This window comes from Yoonia sediminilitoris (genome assembly GCF_003058085.1).
Taxonomy (GTDB): domain Bacteria; phylum Pseudomonadota; class Alphaproteobacteria; order Rhodobacterales; family Rhodobacteraceae; genus Yoonia; species Yoonia sediminilitoris.
This window is the reverse complement of sequence record NZ_QBUD01000005.1, coordinates 79,096-104,079: the sequence shown is the minus strand read 5'-3', so window position 1 is coordinate 104,079 and position 24,984 is coordinate 79,096. Positions and strand designations below refer to the sequence as shown.

The window sequence follows — 24,984 nt, the reverse complement described above, 5'->3', positions numbered from 1 at the left end:
GTTCCTTTTGTGAGTGAGCAGCCAAGATTAGGGGTCCGCCCGGTTGACACGGGCCGGGTGGTTTGCCGGCCATGGGTCTGAATGAGCGGGGTTGGTGAGGAATGCGTCGTCTGTCAGGCTTTCCAGAAAAGCGACAAGATCATCCATTTCCTGCGATGTGACATCAAAGCCGACGATCATGCCGTCTTGCATCGCGTGCCCTTCGCGCCCGCCCTTTGCATAATGATCGAGCACGCCACGCAAATCCGGGATTGACCCGTCATGCATGTAGGGGGCGGTCACCGCGATATTGCGCAGGCTTGGCGTGCGAAAGCGCCCGGCATCTTCGGCCTGTCCGGTAAATTCGATCAGGCCGGGAAGTTCTGCCGGATAGGTGCTATACAATCCCGTGTTATGAAACCCAGTCTCTGACCAAGGGCTGCCTTCGGTCTGGAAGTTGTCCGAAAACATCACCCCTTGATGGCAGTGATAACACTCGAAGCGGTGATCAAAGAAAAGCTGCTCTCCGCGCTGGGCCGCAGGGCTGAGCGCGTCCAGATCGCTGCCGTATTTGAAGCGGTCATAGGGTGCATCAAATGACATCAGGCTGCGTTGAAAAGCAGCCAGCGCCCGCGTTACCGTAAAAAGATCAGGGTCGGGTGTGTTGGGGAATGCCTTGGCAAAAGCGCTTGCATAGTAGGGATCACCGCGCAGACGTGCGAATATCGCGGTCTCTTGACCGCCGCCGCCCATCTCTTGGGGGTTTTCGCAAAACAGTGGCACCAGCGCTTGAAACTCAAGCGTTGTCATATGCGGGTTGGCCCACGTGAGCACGGGGAAATAGGCGACATTCATCAAGGGCGGTGCGTTTTTGCCAGCCGAGGTGCCATCGATCCCGATGGCGGTTTCACGGCCGTCGGTGAATGCGCGGGTCTGGTCGTGACAGGACGAACAGGCAACGGTGCCATCCGCAGACAAGCGGGCATCATAAAACAAATGCCGCCCCAGCGCGACCTTTTCGGCGGTCATCGGGTTATCTTCGGGGATTGCGGGGCGGGGCATCCAGTCAGGCAAATCCCAATCGTACCCTTCTGCCGGGGCGGTTGTCGCCCCTGACAAAAGGATTGCCGCCGCCCATAGAACAGCAGTGCGCATCTGCTCAGCGCTTCACAAATAACGCTTGCGATGACGCGGGGATATCACCGTAAGGCAGCCCGAGCCGGGTCATGACCGTGGTGCAATCCGCATCACCGGGAAACGACATGCAGCCCGGCGATGTTTCGGGTGTGTTGTGTCGCAAATCTGCCTCGGCAACCACGGCGGCGGGGTCGATGATGATCGTGTTTGCAGCCGGATCGAAGCTGTCGAATGCAACCTCTATCAAGTTGGGATTGCCACAGACCGCGGTCGGTGCCTCGGTTTTGGAGCCCGCCTTGCACATGGTTGAGCCAAGATGCAGGAACCATCCTTTGGGCCCGTTTTCCGCAGGGTTAGTAGGCACCATGTCGATCCGCACGAACTTGTAACCGCCGCGCCAGTTCCAGAACATAGAGGTCAGGTTGAGTGGTGAGGGTGCGACCGTCGGGTCGCCATGGTTCATTTCAAAAGGCACGCCAACAGAAAACGCTACCCCTGTGTAGGTGCCGTTTGGCACAGTGCCGCGTACTGTTGTGTTGGTCTGCGATGTGCCGTTGGTGCAGGCCCCTGTCGCATCCTCAAAGTCAAGCAACGCCACGTTTTCGTATTGCCAGATATCCTGATCCAGTGTGACGGGCACGCGGGTGCCATCGGTTGCGACCAAGGCCAAATCGCTGACATATGTGCGAAAGTCGGTGCCTTTGATATCAGCGCCCGTTGCGCCAATACCGCTATAGGTCTGCGCGCAGTCAAAGGGCGCGCCCCCGATCTCGGCGGCAAAGTTGATTGTGACCGGTTGGTCGGCGAGGGCAGGGGATGCAGCGACGGCTGCAAGCAAAGCAAGCTTTTTCATCTGTCGTTTCCATTTGTGTTTTGCCAGCGGGATGCGCCGGAGAAGGTTTCGCTTAGTTCAGAAACGCTTCAGACAAATGGGGGTGCGCGCACGGGATGGGCCGTATTGTCGGCGCAGCTGCGAACAGTCGACGTACGCAGGTCGGAAAGCCCGCCAATCGTTGTGGTATCCAGCGCACGCAAAGCAAATGACACAGGTGGTAGACCGCTCGCCGCAGTCAGAAGACAGACCTCACAGGTGCTGCTGGTCGCATGTTCATCACCGGAATCGCCGCAGATATCACTGACGCTCAGGCCCAGTTCAGCGGCGGCCAGTGCAAGCTGTGCGTCCTGTGGTGATGCCAGACGATGTGCAAAACCGGACGTTGCAAAGGCAAGCGTCAGCAGCAAGACCAGAACTCTGGCGGTCAGGTTGCGCAACCAAATCTTCATGACGTCGGCTGATAGCACCTGACTCTGAGTTGGAAAAGAAGAACTTTGCGTGATCAGTTTCCTTGCGGTCAGTTTTTTTTCCGGCAAAGATGGTGGCCTCAAGAACCGCAAAGACCACAATCACAGGTTTTTGTGCGACACAAACACTGACCAAGACGGGATGTCCCCATGCCTATCGAAATTGACCTTACCCGTTTTCAGAACCTCGACATAAAAGCCCACGACGATGGTGTCTGGGTGGTCACGCTGAATCGCCCTGCAAAGCGCAACGCCTTGGACATCGATACGATCGATGAACTTGTTGACTTTTTTTCTGTGGCACCGCGCGCGGGTGTGCGGGCCGTCGTTCTGGCCGGGGCGGGGGACCATTTTTGTGCGGGCCTTGATCTGATCGAACATCATGATGCCGACCGCAGCCCGGCGGATTTCATGCATGTCTGCCTGCGCTGGCACGAGGCGTTCAACAAGATGGAATATGGTGGTGTGCCGATCATCGCGGCCTTGCAGGGGGCCGTCGTCGGAGGTGGGCTGGAATTGGCCAGCTCTGCCCATATACGCGTCATGGATCAGACCGCATATTTTGCATTGCCTGAGGGGCAGCGCGGACTTTTCACTGGCGGTGGCGCCACGATCCGGGTGACAGATCTGGTGGGCAAAGCCCGCATGGTCGACATGATGCTGACGGGCCGGGTCTATCAGGGGCAAGACGCCGTGGATCTTGGGTTGGCGCAATATATGGTGGATGGGTCCAGCCTTGATGCTGCACTCGATTTGGCCCGTAAGGCTGCACAGAACCTGCCGCTGTCAAATTTTGCGATCTGTTCGGCGGTCAGCCATTTGCAGAATATGTCTGCCATGGATGCCGCCTATGCCGAAGCCGTCGTGGCGGGGGTGGTGAACACCCAGCCAGACGCGCGCGCGCGGCTTGCCGCCTTCGCGGACAAAAGTGCGGCACGCGTGCGTCCCGGTGGTCAGGATGTTTCGGGGAGGTGATGCAGCGGTCTCGCGATTTCAGACCGCGTGCGGGGAGATATCCAACAACGATAACAGGAAATGGGACAGGCCAAGCAACGCAGCATTGCTGGCAGGTTCGAAGTGAATTGGGCGCTTGAGGCCTTGATTGTGGCATTCGTGCAGCTGATACCCAAGCTGATTGAACTCTTGCGGCTGCCCTTTGCGATGCTGTTGTGTAACCTGTTCTTTAAAAAAGGCGGTTCCGCTCACCTCTTGGATCGGTGGAACAGCAATCACTGCCGCAATTTTTGCTGACCGTCCGTAGCGCAAGGCTTTGATCCTTGAGCATGCTACTTTCGCAAGCGCTTTGAGGATGATGTCCCGCGCCGTCTGGTTCAGGGACAATTCTGGTCCGCGCTGAATTCATATTGAGCATCGAAGGGTGCGCACCTGCCCTTGGCCAAGGCTGCGGTCGTTTTGCTTAAGGGCATACGTGAAACGCAAAGCAATGAATCAATGTTTGTTTTCCCCGGCAGGTCGAAGACTAAGCATATTGTCGATCTTAAGAAGTTCTGGAAGTCTGTTCTCACTGATGCAGAAATCCACGACTATCGGATACATGACAACCGCCACACACATGCATCGCAACTTGTTTCGAGCGGCATGAGCCTCACGATCGTTGGACGGCTTCTCGGTCACACAAATCCGCTCACGACACAGCGTTATGCTCATCTTGCTGATGAACCACTCCGGGCTGCAGCAGAAGTCATGGCTGGGAAGTTGAGCAAAGGCGGATAGCCATAGACGCTCGCCCCATCGACCAGCCCGAGCGGGTCCGCTTGGATTTACCGCCCCAGAGTTGGGTCGTAGTCGCGCATCCAGTTCTGGGGCAGCCCAGTCTCGGATTGGAACCATTGGCCGGGGACCCGACTGCTTCGCTGACGTTCCAATGGCGGGTGCGGAGCCCCGAGACGATGATGTGCCTACCACCGAGAAGGGGCCTAACTTCTATGACTGCCCTTTATGCCACACCGAGACCGCGCCACTCGGCCAGAGCGACGGCACGGTTGAGTTTGAAATTGGATCGTGAGTGAAGGCTTCTTTCCGAATTGAGCAGGTTGTAAACCGAGGCGTGAAGGGAGGCGAATTTCTGCAAACTTCGCATGCGCCTGAAACGAAGCATGGCCCTCTCAAGTCGTCGAAATGGCAAGTGAGAATTCTCAGCGCGATTGTTGGTCCAGCGGCCAGTTTCCTGTCTGTGTGCTGCGCCAATCTCCTTCAGCGCAGCACCATATGACCGCAGCCGATCCGTAACGATCACCTCGGTGCGACCATGCTTACGCATTGCTTTCTTTAGGAATTTCAAGGCGGCCTTCTTATCACGGGTCTTCGTAACGAAGCTTTCCAGGACTTCGCCTTCGTGATCCACGGCCCGCCAAAGGTAGTGCCGCTCGCCGTTGATCTTCACGAACATCTCGTCCAGGTGCCGACGCCACTTGCTCGACTTCATGCCCGAGATTCGACGCCTTCGGATCTCGGCTGCAAACATTGGACCGAACCGATGCCATCAATGTGTCACGGCTTCGTGGCTGACATCGATGCCCCGTTCATGAAGAAGATCTGCCACGTTGCGAAGGGACAGAGGGAAGCGAACATACAGCATCACCGCCAAGCGAATAATCTCGCGGCTCGTTTTGAAGTAGCGGAATGGATCAGATCCGGACATGGCCGAATGCTATACATGGCTCCTGCCCGCCTCAAGCTGGCTTCTTCTGACAGTGCCCATCCAAAAGATCCACAACGAAACTGTCGTCTGGATGCGTCCTGCTGTAGCAAGTCAGGCCCAAGTACAGTCTGCGCTCACTTTCAGTTCCTTGGATGGATGCGGAAACGTCAAAGCTTCTGTAAACGGCGAGACGCTCTGTGGGAACTCCGGCAAGCTGCCCGCCTTGTTCAAGAGCATAGTAGTCTTCTACAGCCAAACGCATAGGAATTACGCTGCACGTCGTCGGCACATAAGCACCAATCCTGAACAACATATCTGCCAATGTGCAATTCTCCAAAGATGCACTGAATTCCTCAGGCCAGTCGTGGACCAGATAGCGTTGTCCGATCAGACCCGCAAAATGCTGCGCCAGAAAACTGTCATAATCACCGGTTTGAGCCAACGGCGTCATCGGCTGTTCCGCAAGATAGTGCTCGAATGCAGCATCAAACCCTGGAACCGATCCCAGCCGAAGTGTTTCGATCCGTGCCTGCGTCTCCTGCACATCGACCAGCTTAAACGCCGCAGGAAAACTCGCGGTGGACGGCACAGCCACATTCACCAGCCAATCATTTCCTACAGTCTGCAAACCGGTGCGGTTTATGTTCCAATGCCCACTGAAATGTAGCCCCATACGCGTATGTGCAAGCGCACGCGCCACGTCCAAAGTTGGCATGACGCGCTCGGCCAGTCCGCGAGGAACCCCATCAAGGACATCACACACAGGAAAGTGCGACATGCACATAAGCTGAATTCCTGACTCCCGTGCGCGACGAGACACATCGCGGATCCAGTCGAGCAGCCAAGCCTTGTGACGCAATACGGCAATCCAGCCCTCTGCTGCGAAGTCGCGCCATCCGTTTGCATCCGGTAAATAGACGTTGGCATCAATCGCCAGGATCCAAAGTCCTTCAACCGGCTCAACAAGATAAGACAGGTCCGGCGCCTCAATAGGATCCAACCCGGTCCGGTAGAGCAATCCAATACGGTTTTCCAACGCATCCGAAGTGCCGAAAGGAGATTCCCAGTGGAGGTCGTCCCTGTGGCGGCAAAGCCCGAACCCCGAGGCATAATTCAGCACATCCGCCTGCCCTATCTGGAACATTTCTGGAGCGAAGTGTGCAGTCTCGTGCGATCTATCGCCCGACACCACAAAGGTCGTTCCATCGGAACGCACCATCTCCTGTCGAAGGGGCTTGCCGTCGCCGAACCACTGGTCGTGGTTGCCCGGCGTCAAGAAGAACCGCATGTCATGCCGTTGAGAATAGCTATCCAATAAATCCGATGAAGCACGCCAATTTGGAGCCTGACCATCGTCGGTCAGATCTCCCGCAATCATCACTAGGCGCACACCTCGCTCGACCAGAATATCCAGAGCGCGAACCAAAGCCGCACCGCCTTCGTTGAACACCCTGGTGGAAGCGGTCGACTCTGCAAGGCTGCGAAAGCAATCCCTCTCTCCAAGCCCATACGCATGCCCAGCGCCTGTATCATGAAAATGTGGATCCGCGAGAACTGCGACCTTGCCAGACCAACTATCAGCCATAGTGTATGATCACCCTTCGCAATACGGCTGGTTTCTCGGTCAACTCACCTTTGCGACCGACACCGGTTTCCTATGACATCGCTGACAGGCGTCACGCAAATTCAGCGGAATCAACAATGGTCGTCAAACCGGGGAAACCGCGATTGCGCGCCAGAACATTAGATGGCCTTTCAAGGAAGTCTGAGAATGGATCGTGCCGTACGACTCCACCTGCCTCTTCAACTATCAACAGACCGGCCGCCACGTCCCAGATATTCAGCGCGGGTTCGAAAAAAGCATCGAACCATCCCGCAAGAACGCCTAAAAAGCCAATCGTAGCGGCCCCGTGCCGCCGGTGCTCAATACCAGCGTCCAACAACGTCTCGATGCGCGCGAAATAGTCGGTCAAAGCGCCTCGCGGTGAATAACCCAATGCGACGATAGGACTCTCTGGCACCGTGTCTCCGAAAACAATCTGACGACCATTCAAGAAACTGCCATGCCCCCGCTTTGCCCAAGCGGTAATACCTAGATCAGGCGCATGAATGACGCCATGTGTGATTTGCGTTCCGTCAAAAAAGGCGATCGAAATCGCCCAATCTGGCAGCCCCCGCGAGAAATTCATCGTGCCGTCAATAGGATCAAGGATCCAGACTGCTTTGCCGGTCCCTTCCATGCCACCTTCTTCGCCCAAAATGGCAACATCCGGCTCGAACTTCAAAATCCGCTCACGTAACAAGGCCTCGACCGCATGATCTGCGGCTGTGACCAGATCCATACGCCCCTTGGAACTCGTTTCCAACGCACTTGGGCTCTCGCGCATCGTTTTCGCCAGTTCTCCGGCCTCGTGCGCCATATTAAGCGCTGCCTTAAGGCGGTCATCCATCATGACGTGTTGTCCCGCGCAGAACCGCATTCAACGGTTGCCGCTCTACCCTGTTGGTCAAGGAACTATCAGCAATCCGCTCTCTCAAGAGGCGCACGACCGTTTTGGTTTGCGCGTCGACATCCTGGCGAATGGTAGACAGATTGAAAGACCCCCAACTGGCCTGCTCGATATCATCGAAACCCAATACCTGTATCTGGTCAGGTACCGCAATTCCGAGATCAATCCGCAGCGCATCAAGCGCACCAAGTGCCATCAGGTCCGTCGAGCAAAACAAGCCGTCAATGCGGTCGAATACGGCGCGGTCCGTTTCATTTATTCCAAGCCGCGCATCCGCGTATCCCTGATCCTGCGTGTAAAGAATTTCAGTCGACAGGCCACGCTCGGCGGCTGCGCCGAGAAACGCCTCGGCACGGCCCGAAACCGAGTAGGTCTTCTTTCTGGGAACAAGACAACCAAGGCATTTAGCACCGCTGTCTACAAGAATCCGCGCCGCAAGCTGTCCCGCTTGGGCGTTGTCAGCAACGACGCGATCACCCCAATTCGACGCGCCGGCGCGGTTCACAAGCACCACGGGAAGACCAAGTCGCCCGCAATCTTCAATCAAAGCACGAGGTGGCGTATCTGATGTGAAAATCATCCCGGCGACACTATAGCCAAGAAGTGACTCGATCAGGCTACCGACCTCATCCGGGCTTTCTGCCGTGATCAACATCGGCTTAAGTCCTTCACGGATCAGGGCCTCGCTCAGTTGCCTGACCTGTCGCGACCGCAGCGGCGTGTCCAGTCGCGAAGCCACAAGGCCAACAAGGCCGGAGTGATCTTTCTGCAAACCACGCGCCAAAGAGTTCACGCGATAGCCAAGCTCCAACGCCGCTTTGGTCACTTTTTCTTTCGTTTCAGGTGCAATATTGGCGCCGGGCGTGAACGCCCGAGAGACGGCAGACCGCGAAACGCCCGCAAGACGGGCCACGTCGAATGAAGTGGCTTTGCGTTGCACGTTCTTAGCCATCACGTCGTCCCCGATCGACGAAACGCGAAAAAGCGAACGGCTGATTGAGGTTGAAAAGATCCGGGCGCACCTGAAGCATCTGTGCAAAGACCGCGGTGTCGCCTCCCATATAGGCCAACATCGATTTCACCTGGCTCCCTCGAAGCGGCGCTATTTCCAACGCCTCCTCTGTAGGAATGAATTCGACGATATTTGCATCGAAATCCGAAATCGTTTCTTCCAACGACGCATAATCCTGACGGCGTGCCATTATTCTGGCATCCCGGCTGAGGCGACGAAGCTCGACAAGGAAATCTCTGTTGAATGACCAGAAAAACACCCGGTCCAGCAATCCAGCGCGTTCGACCTGCTCCAGAACAGGTTTGGGCGGCGCGGACTTGAACTCTAGATAAGCGCGTCCGTCATACCGCTTCAACAAATCCAGAACTTCACCAAGCGTCGGGACTTTGATGCCGACAAAAAATGGATCAAACCAACCACCCGCGTCCAGTTCCCGGATTTCGGCCAGAGAATGCTGTGTCACCGGCCCAGAGCCATTTGTCGTACGATCAAGAAAATCATCGTGTATCGTCACGATCTCGCCATCCGATGTGACATGCAAATCGACTTCAATGAAGCCGAACCCTGCCGCCAAGGCACACTCCAACGCAGGCAGCGTGTTTTCAGGGGCGATTAGATTGGCGCCCCGGTGACAGACAATATCGAAAGGATAGTCCGAAGGGGCGCAAAACGGGTTTACGAGTTCAGGCATATCAGAGCAGATGCCAGTCACAGGTTTCGTCCGGATCGCGGCCATCCGCTCGGGGTCCTCTTCGTGCCACAAGACCACTTCCTTGCCTTCGCGAAACGCGCGGCCAAACAACTCCCGGGTCAGTGTGTCTTGCGGCCTGGGCATACGCTCCCAGCACAAGTGAATAATGTCTGCGTCCTTTGCGTGCAGATGGGGATCGGCCCCCAGCGGCACAAGACCGGCAACAAGATAGGTGCTCCCAGCCTCCTTCAAAGTTTGAACAATTTCCGGCCTGAAAGCTCCGATGATCACAGGCGAAATCTCGGCTTCCTGCAACAGATGCATGGTGGCCAGCGCGGCGTCTGCATCCTTGATGTCCGCATAAATGCCCGCGCCAAGCTTGGCTGCCAGCGCGACAACTTCGCTCAGATCAGGACAATCCGGCATGATGTCCCGCAAAGCCGCGCGCGACAATGCATTCACAGCCTCTCCGCTTGCCAAAGCCGCATCATGATGGACAATGGGAACACCGTCCGCAGACACCCGGATGTCCACCTCCCACATATCGGCGCCCAACTCCGCCGCTTTGCGAAATGCCGCCAGCGTATTTGCGGGCGCGTAGGCCGACGCCCCACGGTGCGCAATGGAATAGGGACGCGGTGGAATGCCGGGGAACGTCACAATCGGTCCCCGTTTTTCCCAAACGCAAGGATGCTTTCCGTTGCAACCCCCCAATCAATGCGTTGCCCGACCCGCACTGGCTCGCCCGCAGGCAAGATCGAACGGATCTCACCGCCACCATCCAGCCGAACGTCAATCAATTCTTCGCGGCCCTGCGGTTCAACAAAAGTCACCTCGCCCCTTAATCCCGTACCGTGTTGCGGCCCAAAATGCTCGGGCCGAATGCCCACGATGACGTCGCCCGAAGCCTCCAACGCTGGCGGGCGCGCAAGCGTCTGCCCTTGCCCAAACGACAGAACGTCGCCCGCCATCGCAGGGAGAAAAGAAATTGGTGGATTGCCAAGAAAGCCCGCGACGAATTGCGAGCGTGGATTGTTATACATCTGTTCCGGTGTGTCGAGCTGAACGATCTTGCCGTCTCTCATCAGCGCGATCCGGTCACACATCGACATCGCCTCAACCTGGTCATGCGTCACAAGAATAGCGGTGATTCCGGTCTCGCGCTGGATCCGACGGATCTCGGATCGCATTTCCAACCGCAACTTCGCATCGAGGTTGGCAAGCGGCTCGTCAAGCAACAACACATCCGGCTTGCGGATCATCGCGCGCGCCAAAGCGACCCGCTGCTGCTGCCCGCCAGACAATTGCGCGGGACGGCGGTCCAGCAGTTCGCCAATTTGAACCAAGTCCGCAAGCCGCTCGACCTCGGCTCGGATATTGGACTTGGACATTCGCTGCACCTTCAGCGGAAAGCCGATGTTTTGCTCAACCGTCATATGCGGGTAGAGCGCGTAGTTCTGAAACACGACCCCCACCGAACGTTCTTGCGCTGGCAAGGTCGTCACGTCGCTGTCGCCGAAGTAAAGCTTGCCGCCACTCATCTTATGAATTCCGCAAACCGCAAAAAGCGTGGTGGACTTGCCGCACCCCGAAGGACCGAGAAGGGCCATCATCTCGCCGCTCTCAACCGTCAGGTCCATTTCTTCGATGACGGTCAGGGCGCCAAAGCGTTTTGTGAAGTTTTCGAGCCTGAGTTTCATCAGCCTTTGGTGCCTCCGCCGTAGATGTTCATCAACTGCTTCTGGAACACCAGATAGATAATGATGACTGGGATTGAGTAGAACATGCCGATCGCCTTGAAGAGGCCGAAATCAGCCGTTGCGTCGTCTTGAATGACTGCATTCATATAAGTCGCAAGAACCTGTGTGCCTGATCCGGGTGCCAGAACCAACGGCAACACAAACTCTGACCAACCGGACAAGAACGATATGATCAGAAGCGCAGCAAGCCCCGGCTTGACCTGTGGCAATACAAGCTCCCACCAGACGCGCAGCCGGCTTGCCCCATCCTGAACACCGGCCATTTCAATTTCCCAAGGCACAGTGTCGTAAAACCCTTTCATGATCCAGACACCAAACGGCAGTTCCAGCGCCGCCTTCACGAGAATGATGCCAAGCAGCGTGTCGAACAGGCCGAGAAACTGAAGAATGATGAAGATCGCGATGATCAGAGTGATCGTCGGGAACGCATGAAGAATGATCAGCCCGCCAAGAAAATAGGGCCTTCCCGGCATATTTAGCCGCGACAGGGCATACCCCGCCGTCGTCGAAAGGGCGGTTACCAAAAATGCCGTGGTGCTGGCAAAAAGGAAGGTATTAAAGGTCACAACCCATATGGACGGACGCCCTGTGTCGATCCTCTCCCAGAGAAAACGCCAGTTCGAAACGTCTATGGCCCCGGGTACCAACGAGCCAGGCTCCGGCTGCGCGATACTGTCGACAACCTGATAGAAGTACATGATGACAAGCGGCGCCGAAAAGATTGTCAGGATCAAGACAAGTGGCCAGATACGTGCATTAGCGGTCATTGTTCGATCCTCGGTTTGGCAAGCAGTTCCTTGAAGTTGAAGAATCTGAGGTAAAGGACGGACAGCGCAATTCCGATAAAGACCAGCGCAAGAGCATACGCGGCACCCAACCCGTATTGCAGGTTCCCGCCATAATTGTTCAGCGCGGTATGATAGGCTGCCAGCGCCCAGACTTCCGTCGTTCTCCCTGGCCCTCCGTCTGTCGCAAGAAGGATATATTCAAATGACGTCAGAAGGCTAAGTGTCTGATACGACGTCATGAACAAGATCGGCCAGCGCATCTGCGGCAAAATTATATACCGGACCTGTTGCCAACGGTTCGCACCGTCTACCTCCGACGCATAAAGCATCGAAGACGGAATGGCCTTGATGGCGGATGAGAACAAAATCATTCCCAATGACGCGCCGACGAACCCGTTGATCAGTATTATCACCGTCCAGGCTCGGGGTGCCGTCTGCATCATCCAGTTTTGTGGCGGGACCCCAAACCAGCCCGTCACGGTGGCGATGAACCCGTTATCCCAGGTGAACCAGTTCCACATCAGAACATATAGAACGGGCGGAAGAATGCGCGGCAGAAACCAGATGGCACGGAATGTATTGGCGTATTTGCCCGGCAGATAGAACGTCGAGATCGCCAAAAACAGGCCAAAGATAATATTGAACGTCAGCGTGCAGACCACATAAAATGCTGTGTTGGTTGCAAAGCGAACCGTCGATGGCAACTCCATCAACAGCTTGAAATTGTCCGTGGTCCAGGTCCAACCAGTATAGGCGAATTCTGCCAATACGTCATGGTCAGCGGGGTTGATCCCGGTATCGCTCAGGGCCGCTCTGAACTGCTCTTCGGTATCAAAGCGCTCGCCGACGATCGTTACCGCAAAAAGATCGGCCGCGGCCTTGCGATCCCGCGTTTTGCGGATGGGGTCATCAAGTTGGCGCAATACGCGTTCAAGATCTCGCCGTGCCGCAAAGGACTCTCCCAGAAAATCTTCGCGCAACTCGTCCGCTACCTTCTCGTCGAATTGATCGGCCAGTGCAGCCAAGCCGGTTTCCGTTATCTGAAATCCTGCTGTCTCCAGCTTTTCCACGGACTCGGCACTGATGCCGGTTTCGCCGACGCTGCGCAGTTGTTCGGTGTTGATCCGGTAATCTCCACCCATGATCCCCGTCGAAGTCGACATGTTCGTGAAAGCAAACATAACCGTCAGCAGAACAGGGAGCAGGAAGAAGATCGAGGCTGCAATGATCGCGGGCGAAAGAAAACCTATGCCCAGCATTCGGGACGTCATCGGCGTTATGTCCTTGGTGAAGGTGGCCGAGGCGCGAAAATTCGCACCCCGCCAGTTTACTGATTTAGCGTACGATCAGGTCGTCGCCGATTGTGGCCCGCATCTGAGCCTCGACCTCTGCGACTGCTTCAGCAGGTGTCTGGACCCCGGACCATGCCGACTCCAGACCTCGGAACATGGCTTCGGAAAAAGCGCCGTACTGAAGGTGGTTCGGTTGTGACGACGCCGAACTCAGAAGAACCTCGGTCGCCTCAGACGCCCAGCGATCGCCTCTGTAAAGATCGATATTGCTCTGAGCTTTCGCAACTGCGAGGTGGTTGGACTGGATCGCATGAAGCGAATTCAGACGTGGCTCTGTTGCGATTGCGATAAGCTGTGCTGCGATCTCTTCGACCCGGTCGTCTTCCTGGTTCATCACCAGATACACCAGCGGATGCGTGATTGTGTTGGGACGTCCGGCATCATTACCCGCAGGGATCAGGGAAAACTGGATCGTGTTCCAGAAATCGTCATTGCCCTCGCGTGCATAACGGCCGAAATGCCAGGTTCCCCCGTGCCAGAATGCAGCACGACCATTTGCGACTTCGTTGTACCACTGGTTCCAGTCAGTCCCGATATGGTTCTGGCGGGTCGCGCCAGCGGCCACGAGATCGACAAAGAACTGATAGAACTCAGTCATCGATGCCTTGTCGAGCACCAGCTTGCCAGTGTCGGCATCCACCAGCTCTCCGCCGAACGACAGGTAGAACTGTGCGTAATCCGGTCCGTTGGAGGGGCGTGGATAGAAACCGTAACCTTCCTCAACGATCCCCATTTCGACGGCCTTTTTGGCGTCTTCAAGAACATTGCGAAGCGTATACTCACCACTGGCGACTCTTGCAGGAAGCGCATCAATATCGTCTTCGCTATAGCCCAATTGCGTCATGGTTTCGCGCCAGAAGAAGAACGGACGCGACTCGGAATCCTGCGGGATACCCCACTGCGTGCCCGCATAAGAGGCGATTTCCATAAGGTTGGGATAAACGTTGTTCAGCGGCCAGGAATCGAGATCAACGTAGTCTTCGACCGCGACAATGTATCCTGCCTGACTCCATGGCGCGATATCGAGGTGTGACGTTACAACAATGCTTGGGGCCGTACCGGCTTCAGCGCCCAACGTGATACCCTGCTTGAATTCATCCCATCCGGTGAAGTCGCGACGGCCCTCAACTGTGATATTCAGTTCTTCGCCCTGGATAGCAGCTTCACGCTCCAATATGTCAGCCGCAATCTCAATCGCTTCAATCCGGTAACTATCGCTGTCGTTCGAGCCACCAGCCCAAACGGTAATGTTGATGTCTTCGGCGAATGTCGGGCCTGCTAGTACAGCAATGGCACCGGCAAGGGCAGAAGTCCGAATTTCGTTAGTCATTTATTTACCTCCCAATGGTTAATATAAGCATGTCGTTGCACACGTGTGCAAACAAGATTGCAGACTTCTTTCAATCTGAAAAGAAAATTCCGGTGAAGCGTGCGCCCATGCCGGAGAAATCTCCTTCAAGCCTGTACAAATATTGTAAAATTTATTTGACGCCGGATGCCTGTTTTAGCGCCCAGCTTGTGTTTTCGCACGACTACTCACGCCAAAACTGATGCTCATGCCAGAATCTTTATTCGGTCCCGGTGAACCGCTCGTAAGCATCCGGAATGGTCAAACCAAACCTCTCGCACAGCAATCGGACGTCATGCCAGTCAGTCTCGTCAACCTCGTACCCGGTATGGAACTGGACAAGCCAATGCGGCGGGACACACCGAACGCGACACCCCAGAATGTGCCCCTCGCCGTTTAGATGATCCTCGATATAGGCGACGCCATCCTGGTTGCTCCCATCAGCATGCAACTCGTAAGAATGCACGTCGATGGTATCTCCGCTGTCTGTCTGAAGGATGAAGTTGTGCTCCCAACTATCAGGCTGCGCAACCTCGCGAAAACCGCGTTCCCCAAGCAGCGATGTCAGAGCCAGGACCTCGGAAGCGGGCAGCGCAATATCAAGATCACCATGCGGGCGCGTCTGCACTCCCAAGACCGCATCCACAGCCCAGCCGCCATCTATACAGATATTCAAACCGTGGGCTTGCGCGATTTCCCAGAACTGAACGACCGAAGATGCCTGCATTCAACTCCAACCAATCAAGCGCTCGCACCAGACACCGTCGCAAACTCTTTGCCTATGCACGCGCACCGATTACTCCACAGAAACATGGAACCGGAACACGAAGTCCCCTTCGCTCCACATCGGAAAATTCGTGCCCCACTTGTTGTTGTGCAAGCAAAAACGAATGCCGTCCTTCATCGAAATATCGTCCCGATGAAACACAAGAAATTGTGCCTCTGCGGGACCAACCAACGGACTATCAAGCGGAGTAATAACAATATGCTCACCTTGCATATCTTTGCATTCAATTGCCTCAACCGCATGCAATTGCCTGTTTCCATTATGGACAACAGAAGTCGGATCGACCTTGTAACCAAGTTTCTGAAAGCGCCAGCTTTCCGGATCAACCGCAGGAGCAAAGGTCAGGAATGACGCCTCCGGCATACGGTTTGCAGGCTTGTCAAAAAAGCACACCATTATCTCCAAGGTCTGGTGATCGACGAAGCGATAGCGCACCTCGGCAACTGAGGGCGCCCCAAGGTCACCCGCCGCAACCCCGTCAAAGCGAAACTTGCTGATGGCGTGGCCCGTGTCGTCGATGCCGACGCCAAGCCACTTCGGTTGACAGATAGCTGATTGCGACGTCCCCGCCTTCTCCAAGCCGGGTTTCCCGTGATCCTGCTCTCCCCAATGTGTACGAAGCGTCAGGTAGCTATTCTTGTAGTCGGCGTAGTCTTTTGCGTCGTAGCTTTCATAACTAATTGCACCCAAAAGCCCGCCGTCAGTTCTCAATTCGCGACCGTTCGGAAACCGCACACCATCCAAACTCCCGCTCGCCATGTCGAAAGTTAGTTCACCGTCGTCCAGGGGCGCAGCGCTCTGCCTCGCTACAGCGATCTCAGCCGGCGAGACTGCCGGCAACGACGCCGCCTCGATTGCTTCAGCCAAGTCGTCCGGCGGCAACTCTGCGATCGCAACCTCAATCAATTCGTCCTGCTCTTGCCAAGAACGTTCCGCCAACGCGAACCGTGGGTCGGACAGCCTAGCCGCCTGAAAATCCGGTCGATCCCAAGCACTCTCATCCCGCAGGAAAGTCTTGATATCAACGCCCCAAGTGTGCTCCGCAACCATACAGAGCCCACGACCCATTTTTTCACGCTGTTCGGTCAGGCTTGTCGCAGCCCATTGGCCATACAACCGGCGTAACCCCATGTACCTGGATACCTTGGCCGGCGCGGTCCCAACACCGTGGATCCAACTATCTGCAATTTCGTCCGTGACGACTGGAAACTCCTCCCTCCTGGCCCAAAGCAGGTCGCCATAGTCGGTCAGCGTAGACGCAACGATCCTTGTGCCGGGGTTATCCAGCGCCATCAAACGATGCGCATCGACGGCCTGAGCAATGCTTTGCGGCCCCATATTGTCCATCGTATGCGCGAACCCGATGCCATCGCCGATTCCCTTTGGAAAATACGTAGTCCCATATTCGTTTTGATACATGACAAGGATTTCGTCACCGTCTAGCGTGCGCCATCGAAAAACGGGGGGCACGTCCGGCGGCGTACTCGCTGAGTTGACACCAATGTGCAAAAACCGGACACCCGCGCGCGCCAGAAGCGGTACGATGCCGATCGTATGCCCCGGAACGTCGGTCATTTTCGCAACTGTCGTCTTTCGTCCGAATGTCCGATCCAGATCGCGGGCGTAACCCAAACCCGCGTCGAAAAGCTCAACAGAAAGAAGCTCGGTATGTGTCGTGAAAGGCAGAGCGTGCCAGGCAATAAGGCCTTTCTCAATCGCGGCCTCTAGTCTTCGCCGGCCCTCGGGCGAGCCCTGTTCAAGATGTTGGTGGATCAGCCAAGCGCCGGTTGTCCAGATAAACTTGGGCTCATCTGGATTCTCCTCCCAAAGGTGCTCGGCCGTGCGAAGCGCCATTGGAATGAAATGATCATGATATTGGCGACACACTTCGGACGCGTAATCAGTAAAGCCGATGTCGAGATGCGTCTTGAATATCAGATGAATTCGCTTGCTCGACATGGCCTTGCACTCACTGTGATCTCAGCGTCCAGCAATTATTAGTCGGAAGATCGTCCAAGATACAAGTAGCTCTGGTCCAACCTGAACTGCACTATCGCGATGTGGGTGCTGTCAGACGAATTCGAGCCCATCTCGGTTTCGGGCAATCAGCCTGAACTTGCCCGGAACAAAGTTGGCGCCATTCGGACAGAGCGGCGGCGCGGTTGAGCTTGAAGTTTGATCGTGCGTAGAGGTGGCGTTCCTGTGAACGGCGGAGCAATACTCGGCCAAGGTAGCGGCGGCACAGTGCCGTCTTCTGGCGCCGAAAGCTGACCAATCCGATGCCGTCACCCGCGCAGGCCTCGCAAACTCAGCTTGGGCTGATACTCCAGACCTTCGAGTGTCTGAGGGACAATCGCCCAGTTCAGAATGTCCGAAATGACGCGCTAAGCCTGATCATCAATGGTTCAGTATCTTCGAGAGGAAGTCTTTTGCACGTTCACTCTTGGGGTTGTCGAAGAATTCGGTTGTTGGCCGGTCTTCGATAATGGCGCCTTCGTCCATAAAGATCACCCTGTCGGCAACCTTGCGTGCAAAACCCATTTCGTGGGTCACGACCATCATTGTCATCCCCTCTTGGGCAAGTTCCACCATCACGTCGAGCACTTCTTTGATCATCTCGGGATCAAGCGCGGAGGTCGGTTCGTCGAAGAGCATCGCAATCGGGTCCATGGCAAGTGATCTTGCGATTGCGATCCGTTGCTGCTGGCCCCCCGAAAGTTGGCTGGGGTACTTTTTCGCGTGATCGGCCATGCCAACCCGCGCAAGCAGCTTTTCTGATCGTGCGACGGCCTCGGCCCGCGGCCGGCTCAGAACCTTTTCCTGCGCCAGACAAAGGTTTTCCAGAACCGACATATGCGGATAAAGTTCAAAATGCTGAAAAACCATGCCGATGCGTGATCGCAGCGCGGTCAGGTCGGCGCGCTTGGCTGTCACCTCGTCTCCGTCGACGGTGATCTTGCCCTCTTGCACCGGTTCCAGCCCGTTGACGCATTTGATGAGCGTCGATTTGCCCGAACCTGACGGGCCGCACACGACGACCACTTCGCCTTTTTCAACACGCGTTGTGCAATCGGTCAGGACGCGGAAATCACCGTACCATTTGCTGATGTTCTCAATGCTGATCATGTGCTCATCCGGGATTTAAGGCTTCGGACCAGCATTGAGCCGGAGAAGCAGATTACGAAATAGACGATGGCGGCGAAGATATACATTTCAACCAGCCTGCCTTCGGTGCGTGCAACAATCGAAGAGACCGTCATGAAGTCGCGCAACGACACCACAAACACAAGCGACGTATCCTGAAACAGGATAATGCCCTGCGTTACAAGGATAGGGATCATGTTCCGGAATGCCTGCGGAAGCACGATGTAACGCTGGATTTGCCAGTAGTTCAGGCCAGTCGACTGCCCTGCATGCACTTGTCCGCGTTTCACACTTTGAATGCCGGCGCGCATGATTTCCGAATAATAGGCCGCCTCGAAAAGCACGAAAGCAATGAGTGCAGAGTAAAAGCTGCCGATTGGCCGCCCGATCACCAGCGGCACAAGGAAGAAGAACCAGAAGATCACAAGGATCAACGGCACCGACCTGATAAGGTTCACATATGTGGCCGCAGCAATTGACAGCGGGGCAATGCCCGACAAGCGCGCCAGCGCCAGCAGCGTGCCCAGAACGATCCCGCCGATAATGGAAAGGAACGTCAGCCATAGGCTAAGTTGCAGCCCCTCCCACAGGAACGGCAGCGAGGACCAGATAACACTGAAATCAAAGTCTCCCATGGTTCAGCCCTCCTTTCCAACATAGCCCGGGATGCGGGTGTACTTTTCAATCACCTGCATCAGGACCGTCGCCACGAGTGCGATGCAGACGTAAATGACAGTCGCGGCGGTGAAGGCTTCAAAACCCTGAAAGGTATATTCGGCGATCTGCTGGCTTTGGGCGGTCAATTCCAGCAGGCCGATGGTCAAGGCCAGTGAGGAGTTCTTGAATACCGTCAAGAATTCCGATGTGAGCGGCGGAACAATCATCCGGAAGGAAATCGGCAGCAGCACATAGCGGTAGGTCTGACCGACGCTCAGGCCATGGGCCGTAGCCGCCGCTGTCAGTCCGGGTGGGACAGTTTCGATGCCTGCGCGCACCTGCTCGGCGATCCGCGATGCGGTGTACAGACCCAAGGCGACGACGGCTGTCACAAACTCTGGGTTTGGCATGTCCCTTTTCATCCACCTGCCCCAGTCTTCGGGGAGCATTTCGGGAACCGCAAAGTACCAGATGAACATCTGCACCAAGAGCGGGACGTTGCGGAAAATTTCGACATAGGTGGCGCAGATGGCGCGAACGAAGCGATTGGGAATCGTCTTCCCGACACCAACCAAAACACCGATCACGATCGCAATGCACCATGCACTTAGCGCAACCGAGACGGTCCAGCCGAACCCACTGATCAGCCAACTAAGGTATTGTTCCTCGAACAGGACGGCCCAATTCCAATTATAGTCCATATGTCACGCCCCGTTGGGAAAAGAACCGGCAGGGAAATCCTGCCGGTTCTTGATTAGTTTTTTATTCTGGCAATGCGCCAAGCCGGAATGCGGCGGTCAGGAGCGGATCAGCGGGCACGCCTAGCGGATCAAACCACTGCGCATAGATCGCGTCGATCTCGCCCGACCGGAATACCTCGGCCAAAGCTTTCTTTCCGACCAGCTCGAACGCGCTGTCATCACGCCGCACCATCAGGGCATAAGGATCAAATGACAGGAAATCGCCGACGACCGCAAAGTCTTCCGGGGTCTTGGATTTTGAAATCAGGCCATGAAGCAGGATGTGGTCTGTCGCATAGGCATCGACACGGTCCGTTTCCAGCGACAGCATACCTTCTGCATGGTCGCGCACTGGCAAGATCTTGACATCCATGCCGGCAGCCTCGACAGCGGCCATGACGGCGCGTTCGTTTGTTGTTCCTTGGGCAAGCGCGATTGCCTTGCCATCGAGATCCGCAACAGAATTGATGCCGGAATCGACGCGCGTCAGAATTTTGGTGCCCGTCACAAAGGTCACAGGCAGGTATTCGACCTGCTGTTGCCGTGTAAGGTTGTTTGTCGTCGAACCGCATTCCAGATCAATTGTGCCATTCGCCATAAGCGCGATGCGCGTCTTTGGGTTGACTGGCACATATCTGACCGTCAGTTCCTGCTCTAGTTCGGTCGCGACGGCCTCAACGATCTTCATGCAAAGATCAATGGAGTACCCAACCGGCTGCTGGTTTTCATCTAGATAGGAAAACGGGACCGAGCTTTCGCGGTGCCCAATCACAATTTCACCGCTGGCAGCAATCTTGTCCAAAGTTCCGCCATGACCTTCGGCAAACGCGACCGGAGCCGAAAGGCCCAGTGCGACAACCGCAGTCAAAACTGTGTTTTTGAATAGCATTCGTAGTCTCCTTGTTGGTTCTAAGCACCGGCATTTATTTTTTATTGCCGTTTTTATCATGAAAGCGCCGTACACCTGCGTCTATGAAAATCACGGCTTTTGCGCATTTTTCTGACGTTACCGCCACATTTTGCGCAGGTCTAATGCAAAATTGCGCCTATAAAATGCGAAAAATGCAAGTTTTCTAGGATCTCCCAAAATTTGAAAGTCGGGCGTTCGACTGCGGAAGACTGGAGGGCTGTCGCGACAAACAGTCTTGCCCCGGCGTGGGGGCTGAAAACATAAGACCTGAAAATGCAACCTGCTTCGGTTCATGGCCGAACAAGCGTTGGCCGGTCGTAAGTATGATTTTTTAACTGGATGGCGCGTTGTCCGCAGTCAGATGAGTGAGAGGTTTCAGGTGTTCGGGCAAAGCAATCTGAGACAGCGTGTCCCGCCATGCGGATTGCGATTGCAGCCCAGTGTGACCGGACAGTCGAAATGCCTTGATGTCGAGTGGTTGAACCGGAAGTTCCCCTTCCAGCGAGATTAATGCCCCTTCTGCTATGGCCGCGAGGACCAGTGAACGCGGTAACCATGCCACTCCGATGCCGCCGACGGCGAATTCATATGCCGCAAGTGTCAGTGCAGTTTCGGCCTTGGTCGCGACTTGTATCTCATAGTTCAGACGCGGCACGATATGCCGGTCAAAGACCTGACCCAAAAATACATTTGACGGATAGCTAATGGTGGTCAGAAGGTTCGATTGCAGGGCGTCCCGCAGTTCGGGTGCACAAACAGGAATCAAAATATCGCCCCCGAGTGTTAATGTCTCGAACGCACTTTCTGAAAAGGGTGTTGGCATGTCGGGCACCGTGTACATGACGACAAAGTCAACCTCATCTGAAAGCAGAAGCATCAGGCATTCTTCCTGATTGCTGGACCGCACTCTGACGGGGCCGTCGCCTTGTGTGGTCAGAGCGCGCACGATCCAGGGCGATACGGTTGTGGTTATCGCGTGCTGGCATGCAAAGCTAAGCGCGCTGCCGGCCTCGCTGTTTGCTGTATGAAGCTTATGTCTGATTTGTCTTAGCCGGATGCTCAGGTCGCGCAACTCCGGCGCAAGGGCCTCGACCCCGGCCAAGAGCGTGACAGGTTTACGCCGCCGATCAAATAATTCTGCGCCGATGCTTTCCTCGATTAAGCGCACACGCCTTGTGAAGGCCGATTGCGTGACCAGCCGTTTCTCGGCCGCGCGCGCCAGCGACCCAGTATCAAGCACAGCCAAAATATCGTCGATCCATTCCATCCGCATTTTTTGTTCTCAAGTTAATGTTGCAGAAACTGCAATTTACATGGGCTAATTTGCATTATCAATTGCAGTCTTAAACGGCTAAACCTCGGATAAAGCAAACTAAGGAACTTTCAGAATGCATCTTGCCCGTTTTCCTCGCCGATTTCTTGCTCATCTGCCGACGCCACTTGAGCGTCTTGACCGCCTGACCAAAGAATTGGGTGGGCCGGAAATATGGATTAAACGCGATGACTGCACAGGCATGTCCACCGGCGGCAACAAGACCCGCAAGCTGGAATTCCTGATGGCAGAAGCAGAGTTGCAAGGCGCTGAAATGGTCATCACGCAAGGCGCCACTCAATCCAACCATGCACGTCAGACCGCAGCCTTCGCCGCAAAGATGGGCATGCAGTGCCACATCGTGCTTGAAGACCGGACCGGATCAAACAACGCCAACTACAACAACAATGGCAACATTTTGCTGGATCACCTGCACGGAGCCACAACCGAAAAACGCGCGACTGGGCCTGACTTCAATGCCCTGATAGAGGACATGGCCGACCAGATGCGGGCCGATGGCAAGAAAGTTTATGCAATCCCGGGCGGTGGCTCGAACCCAACGGGTGCATTGGGCTATGTGAACTGCGCCTTTGAGATTCTGAGCCAAGTGAACGGCAGTGGCATGAAAATTGATCACATCGTGACGGCAACAGGCAGTGCTGGAACACAGGCGGGTCTCATCGTCGGACTGAAGGCAATGAACGCGCAGATTCCTCTTCTGGGAATCGGCGTGCGCGCGCCGAAGGCCAAACAGGAAGAGAATGTTTTTGGCCTTGCATGCAAAACTGCGGAAAAGCTGGGCTGTCCCGGCGTCGTCGAGCGGCATGATGTCGTGGCCAACTCCGATTATGTCGGCGACGGGTATGGCATTCCCACCGAGAGCGGGCTTGAGGCGATCAAGATGTTTGCCGAGCTTGAAGCCATCCTGCTGGATCCCGTCTACTCGGCCAAGGGCGCTGCCGGATTCATCGATCTGATCCGAAAGGGCCATTTCAAGAAGGGCGAGCGCGTTGTCTTCCTGCATACAGGCGGATCTGTGGCACTTTTCGGGTACGACGCAGCCTTCGACTTTTCCGACCGCTGGTCCTGATTGGGGGAGACAAATGACCGGCGCTTCGGGTGGATTTCGCAGGATAGGCATTCTCGGCGGTATGGGTGTCGAAGCAACGCTTGAGCTGCTGAAACGGGTGCACGCGGCGACAGAGGCCGACGATGATCAGGACCATGTTCCGATTCTTGCGGACATAAACCCACAGGTCCCCTCCCGTATCCGTCATGTCATTGAAAAGAATGGGCCCGATCCGGGCCCAGTTCTGGCTCAAATGGCTGCAAGGCTGGAAAAGGCTGGGGCCGAGGTCCTCGCGATGCCCTGCAACACGGCCCATTTATACGCGTTGCAGATCGAAGAAAACGTCGGGATTGCCTTGCTGAACATGCCAAAGCTTGCCTGTGCGCGCGCCGCGCAAGGCATGCAACGCGGCGAGATCGTGGGCGTTCTTGCCTCACCCGCCACGAACAGCAGCGGTCTTTTCGACGGATTTCTGGCTGAGTACGGCGTCACGTCAGCCTACCCTGAAAATGAGGCTGGCATCCTTGCCGCGATCCGCAGGATCAAGAAGTCCGGTCCAACGCAGGATGACATCATCCTGTTGGAGAATGAAGCTGCAGCCCTCGTCAAACGCGGAGCGGAAAAGGTGATTGTTGGGTGCTCTGAGTTTTCGCTGGTTAGTAACCGTATTCGCACCTCTGTCCCCATTATCGACTCGCTTGACGTCCTCGTATCAGAGATCGTCAAATTTTCTGGCGTCCGCGTCAAACCACCAACCTGATTAACAAGTCGTGTACGGGTAACGGTCGCGATCAACATCGCGCAAATGCAAATTGGGATGGAGCTTCAGGTTGAAGGGATCAAAGGTCAGAAGTCGATCGATGACCTTAAGCCAGTATCGTCGCGCCTAAGGGATGGTCGGAATGTGTGCTGAGACAGATCTTGTCACGCCTTTTTGAGTTGCAACCACAAATCAGTTCGTTGGTCCATTATAAAACAGCTAGTTAGGCAGTCTCAATGTCACATCTTCTGGGCCTCTGACCGCAGGTTTTTCTGCGCCCGAACTGCACCTTTCTAAGCACAAACCGGTCGTATGTACTCGACTGGTGATGAAGCTGAGAGAGGTCTCATGAGCAAGATTACACAGGAAGAACTGCCGGCGCGGTGGCATTTGTCGCCCAGAACGCTTGAGCACTGATCCTCCCCCTTTGAATTGGTCCGGCCCTATAGTTGGGAAACGGAGGATCAAAGATGGGAATCAAACGACACAAGCCAGAAGAGATAGTCACGAAATTTACGGCAGGTTGAGGTTCTATGCGGCCAAGGAATGCCGCGTGTTGATGCTATCCGCCAGGTTCAGATAACCGAGCAGACGTCCTATCGCTGGCGAAAGCAATACGGCGGTATGGGAACCGACCAGCTACGAGAACTCAAACGGCTCCAGAAGCAGATTGACCGATTGCGCCGAGCGGTGTCTGACCTGACATTGGACAAGCTGATTCTGTCGGAAGCTGCACGGGGAAACTACTAAACCCCTCGCGCCGTCGTGCCTGCATCGACCACATCCGCAGTCACATCAGGTTGTCGGAACGGCGGGTTTGTCGTGTCTTGGGGCAGCACCGATCCACACAGAGGCGTTTGCCTGTTGGTCGAGGTGATGAGGATCGACTGGTCGCCGACATGATCGAGTTGAACCGCCACTTTGGTCGCTATGGCTATCGTCGGATTGCGGCGCTGCTGAGGGAAGCAGGCTGGTTGGTCAACGATAAGCGTGTTGAACGGATCTGGCGGCGAGAGGGGCTTAAAGTGCCAATGAAGCAACCGAAGAAGGGACGGCTCTGGATG

Annotated in this window: 23 protein-coding genes and 3 pseudogenes; 5 read left to right on the top strand and 21 right to left on the bottom strand. The window is 55.6% G+C overall.

All coding sequences use genetic code 11. The features are described 5' to 3' along the window. Nucleotides 1–27: 27 nt before the first annotated feature. The 3 genes from C8N45_RS11835 to C8N45_RS11825 form a co-directional block, all read right to left on the bottom strand. Nucleotides 28–1,134: a methanobactin export MATE transporter MbnM gene (locus C8N45_RS11835; protein WP_108386468.1), complete on the bottom strand. Its 1,107-nt coding sequence runs from the start codon at nucleotides 1,132–1,134 to the stop codon at nucleotides 28–30. Nucleotides 1,135–1,138: 4 nt separating this feature from the next. Then, a complete protein-coding gene (locus tag C8N45_RS11830) occupies nucleotides 1,139–1,969 on the bottom strand; it encodes an MbnP family copper-binding protein (RefSeq protein WP_108386467.1) in 831 nt (276 codons plus the stop codon). A gap of 68 nt (nucleotides 1,970–2,037) precedes the next feature. Further along, entirely contained in the window at nucleotides 2,038–2,400 is a 363-nt protein-coding gene (locus C8N45_RS11825) for a polyketide synthase (protein WP_108386466.1), read from the bottom strand. A 168-nt stretch (nucleotides 2,401–2,568) separates the two neighbouring features. Between C8N45_RS11825 and C8N45_RS11820 the strand changes: the two genes are divergently transcribed. Beyond that, nucleotides 2,569–3,393, top strand: a complete 825-nt coding sequence (locus C8N45_RS11820) for a crotonase/enoyl-CoA hydratase family protein (protein ID WP_108386465.1) — start codon at nucleotides 2,569–2,571, stop codon at nucleotides 3,391–3,393. A gap of 18 nt (nucleotides 3,394–3,411) precedes the next feature. Here the strand turns inward: C8N45_RS11820 and C8N45_RS11815 are convergent, their stop codons facing one another. Next, a complete protein-coding gene (locus tag C8N45_RS11815; protein ID WP_108386464.1) occupies nucleotides 3,412–3,759 on the bottom strand; it encodes a hypothetical protein in 348 nt (115 codons plus the stop codon). 51 nt (nucleotides 3,760–3,810) lie between these two features. Between C8N45_RS11815 and C8N45_RS11810 the strand changes: the two genes are divergently transcribed. Beyond that, the gene (locus C8N45_RS11810) at nucleotides 3,811–4,152 is read left to right on the top strand and encodes a tyrosine-type recombinase/integrase (protein ID WP_245882644.1); all 342 of its coding nucleotides are present in this window, start codon (nucleotides 3,811–3,813) and stop codon (nucleotides 4,150–4,152) included. A 223-nt stretch (nucleotides 4,153–4,375) separates the two neighbouring features. On the opposite strand, the pseudogene C8N45_RS11805 reads toward C8N45_RS11810, so the two are convergent. The 17 genes and pseudogenes from C8N45_RS11805 to C8N45_RS11725 all read right to left on the bottom strand — a co-directional run bounded on the left by C8N45_RS11805 (nucleotide 4,376) and on the right by C8N45_RS11725 (nucleotide 22,052). After that, a pseudogene (locus tag C8N45_RS11805) lies at nucleotides 4,376–5,080 on the bottom strand (IS6 family transposase). A gap of 31 nt (nucleotides 5,081–5,111) precedes the next feature. After that, entirely contained in the window at nucleotides 5,112–6,665 is a 1,554-nt protein-coding gene (locus tag C8N45_RS11800; RefSeq protein ID WP_108386462.1) for a metallophosphoesterase family protein, read from the bottom strand. Between the two features lie 91 nt (nucleotides 6,666–6,756). Then, on the bottom strand, nucleotides 6,757–7,533 hold the full coding sequence (locus C8N45_RS11795) for an inositol monophosphatase family protein (protein WP_168769464.1): 777 nt from the start codon (nucleotides 7,531–7,533) through the stop codon (nucleotides 6,757–6,759). After that, a complete protein-coding gene (locus tag C8N45_RS11790; RefSeq protein WP_108386460.1) occupies nucleotides 7,523–8,542 on the bottom strand; it encodes a LacI family DNA-binding transcriptional regulator in 1,020 nt (339 codons plus the stop codon). Before C8N45_RS11790 ends, C8N45_RS11795 begins: the two co-directional genes overlap by 11 nt. Next, nucleotides 8,535–9,953: a glycerophosphodiester phosphodiesterase gene (locus C8N45_RS11785; protein WP_168769463.1), complete on the bottom strand. Its 1,419-nt coding sequence runs from the start codon at nucleotides 9,951–9,953 to the stop codon at nucleotides 8,535–8,537. Before C8N45_RS11785 ends, C8N45_RS11790 begins: the two co-directional genes overlap by 8 nt. Next, a complete protein-coding gene (locus tag C8N45_RS11780) occupies nucleotides 9,950–10,993 on the bottom strand; it encodes an ABC transporter ATP-binding protein (RefSeq protein WP_108386458.1) in 1,044 nt (347 codons plus the stop codon). The genes C8N45_RS11785 and C8N45_RS11780 overlap by 4 nt, the downstream gene beginning before the upstream one ends. After that, nucleotides 10,993–11,820 carry a carbohydrate ABC transporter permease gene (locus C8N45_RS11775; protein ID WP_108386457.1) on the bottom strand — a complete coding sequence of 276 codons (828 nt, stop codon included), beginning with the start codon at nucleotides 11,818–11,820 and terminating at the stop codon, nucleotides 10,993–10,995. The genes C8N45_RS11780 and C8N45_RS11775 overlap by 1 nt, the downstream gene beginning before the upstream one ends. Next, nucleotides 11,817–13,112 (bottom strand): carbohydrate ABC transporter permease, encoded by a 1,296-nt coding sequence (locus C8N45_RS11770; protein WP_108386456.1) that lies wholly within the window; start codon nucleotides 13,110–13,112, stop codon nucleotides 11,817–11,819. Before C8N45_RS11770 ends, C8N45_RS11775 begins: the two co-directional genes overlap by 4 nt. Nucleotides 13,113–13,176: 64 nt before the next feature. Beyond that, nucleotides 13,177–14,523, bottom strand: a complete 1,347-nt coding sequence (locus C8N45_RS11765) for an ABC transporter substrate-binding protein (protein WP_108386455.1) — start codon at nucleotides 14,521–14,523, stop codon at nucleotides 13,177–13,179. A 238-nt stretch (nucleotides 14,524–14,761) separates the two neighbouring features. Then, nucleotides 14,762–15,268: a nucleotidyltransferase domain-containing protein gene (locus C8N45_RS11760; RefSeq protein WP_108386454.1), complete on the bottom strand. Its 507-nt coding sequence runs from the start codon at nucleotides 15,266–15,268 to the stop codon at nucleotides 14,762–14,764. A 69-nt stretch (nucleotides 15,269–15,337) separates the two neighbouring features. Continuing rightward, nucleotides 15,338–17,287, bottom strand: coding sequence for a DUF5054 domain-containing protein (locus tag C8N45_RS11755; protein ID WP_108386453.1), 1,950 nt, complete (start codon nucleotides 17,285–17,287; stop codon nucleotides 15,338–15,340). Nucleotides 17,288–17,456: 169 nt separating this feature from the next. Next, nucleotides 17,457–17,534 (bottom strand): annotated as a pseudogene (locus C8N45_RS24220) (IS6 family transposase); the annotation flags it as partial. Nucleotides 17,535–17,725: 191 nt separating this feature from the next. Continuing rightward, nucleotides 17,726–18,454, bottom strand: coding sequence for an amino acid ABC transporter ATP-binding protein (locus C8N45_RS11745; protein WP_108386452.1), 729 nt, complete (start codon nucleotides 18,452–18,454; stop codon nucleotides 17,726–17,728). Beyond that, a complete protein-coding gene (locus C8N45_RS11740; RefSeq protein ID WP_108386451.1) occupies nucleotides 18,451–19,107 on the bottom strand; it encodes an amino acid ABC transporter permease in 657 nt (218 codons plus the stop codon). The genes C8N45_RS11745 and C8N45_RS11740 overlap by 4 nt, the downstream gene beginning before the upstream one ends. Before the next feature lie 3 nt (nucleotides 19,108–19,110). Next, nucleotides 19,111–19,830, bottom strand: coding sequence for an amino acid ABC transporter permease (locus C8N45_RS11735; RefSeq protein WP_108386450.1), 720 nt, complete (start codon nucleotides 19,828–19,830; stop codon nucleotides 19,111–19,113). 61 nt (nucleotides 19,831–19,891) lie between these two features. Beyond that, entirely contained in the window at nucleotides 19,892–20,758 is an 867-nt protein-coding gene (locus C8N45_RS11730; RefSeq protein ID WP_108386449.1) for an amino acid ABC transporter substrate-binding protein, read from the bottom strand. A 352-nt stretch (nucleotides 20,759–21,110) separates the two neighbouring features. Then, nucleotides 21,111–22,052: a LysR family transcriptional regulator gene (locus C8N45_RS11725; protein ID WP_108386448.1), complete on the bottom strand. Its 942-nt coding sequence runs from the start codon at nucleotides 22,050–22,052 to the stop codon at nucleotides 21,111–21,113. A 115-nt stretch (nucleotides 22,053–22,167) separates the two neighbouring features. On the opposite strand from C8N45_RS11725, the gene cuyA reads away from it, so the two are divergent. The 3 genes and pseudogenes from cuyA to C8N45_RS11710 all read left to right on the top strand — a co-directional run. Then, nucleotides 22,168–23,181, top strand: a complete 1,014-nt coding sequence (cuyA, locus tag C8N45_RS11720) for a D-cysteate sulfo-lyase (RefSeq protein WP_108386447.1) — start codon at nucleotides 22,168–22,170, stop codon at nucleotides 23,179–23,181. Nucleotides 23,182–23,194: 13 nt separating this feature from the next. Further along, nucleotides 23,195–23,920 carry a cysteate racemase gene (cuyB, locus tag C8N45_RS11715; protein WP_108386446.1) on the top strand — a complete coding sequence of 242 codons (726 nt, stop codon included), beginning with the start codon at nucleotides 23,195–23,197 and terminating at the stop codon, nucleotides 23,918–23,920. Between the two features lie 470 nt (nucleotides 23,921–24,390). Beyond that, nucleotides 24,391–24,984, top strand: a pseudogene (locus C8N45_RS11710) (IS3 family transposase); the annotation flags it as partial.